Here is a 498-nt window from a genome sequence, read left to right as displayed (position 1 = left end):
GCTTCAACCATGCAGGTTGGCAGCGGGATTGAGGGCGGGGCATCAACCATAACAATCTCCTAATGATTTCTATTTCGAGTAAAAAATATACCATCAAAAGGAGATTTTTTTAAATCATTTTGGTGCGCATAATTGAGAAGCTGTCAGAGGAGTTTTATTTTCCTTCGGCAGAGACAATGTTGCCCTCATTCGCATTTTCCCATGTCGGGATTTCGCCACTCAGCGTGCAGCGAAGCGTCTCTTTTCCGACGGTAAGCTGTGCGCCACTGCTGTAGTAACGACTTTCATACAGGCAGGCGGTTTTCTTTTGTTCCGGGGTCAGTGTAAGACCGGCATTCTGATCCTTTGCCAGCAGTTGTACAAGATGTTGGTTTGTCTGTACCTGTTCACCCAGAATGTTGCTCAGCAAAGAATCGGTTTTCGGCGCGGATACGCTCTGAGCAAAGGCACTGCAACTGATTACGGATGCGGTCAGAATGAGAGCAATCTTCGTGTTAG

General features: G+C 47.0%; 1 protein-coding gene. It reads right to left on the bottom strand.

Annotated elements, in window-relative coordinates:
* Positions 1-154: 154 nt before the first annotated feature.
* Positions 155-498 (bottom strand): DUF1496 domain-containing protein (locus M992_RS14300; protein ID WP_072165988.1); only part of this gene is annotated, 344 nt, incomplete at its 5' end.

It is taken from the genome of Moellerella wisconsensis ATCC 35017 (assembly GCF_001294465.1).
GTDB classification, from domain to species: Bacteria; Pseudomonadota; Gammaproteobacteria; order Enterobacterales; family Enterobacteriaceae; genus Moellerella; species Moellerella wisconsensis.
The sequence above is the reverse complement of the archived record's forward strand: the minus strand, read 5'-3'. Positions and strand labels throughout refer to the sequence as shown.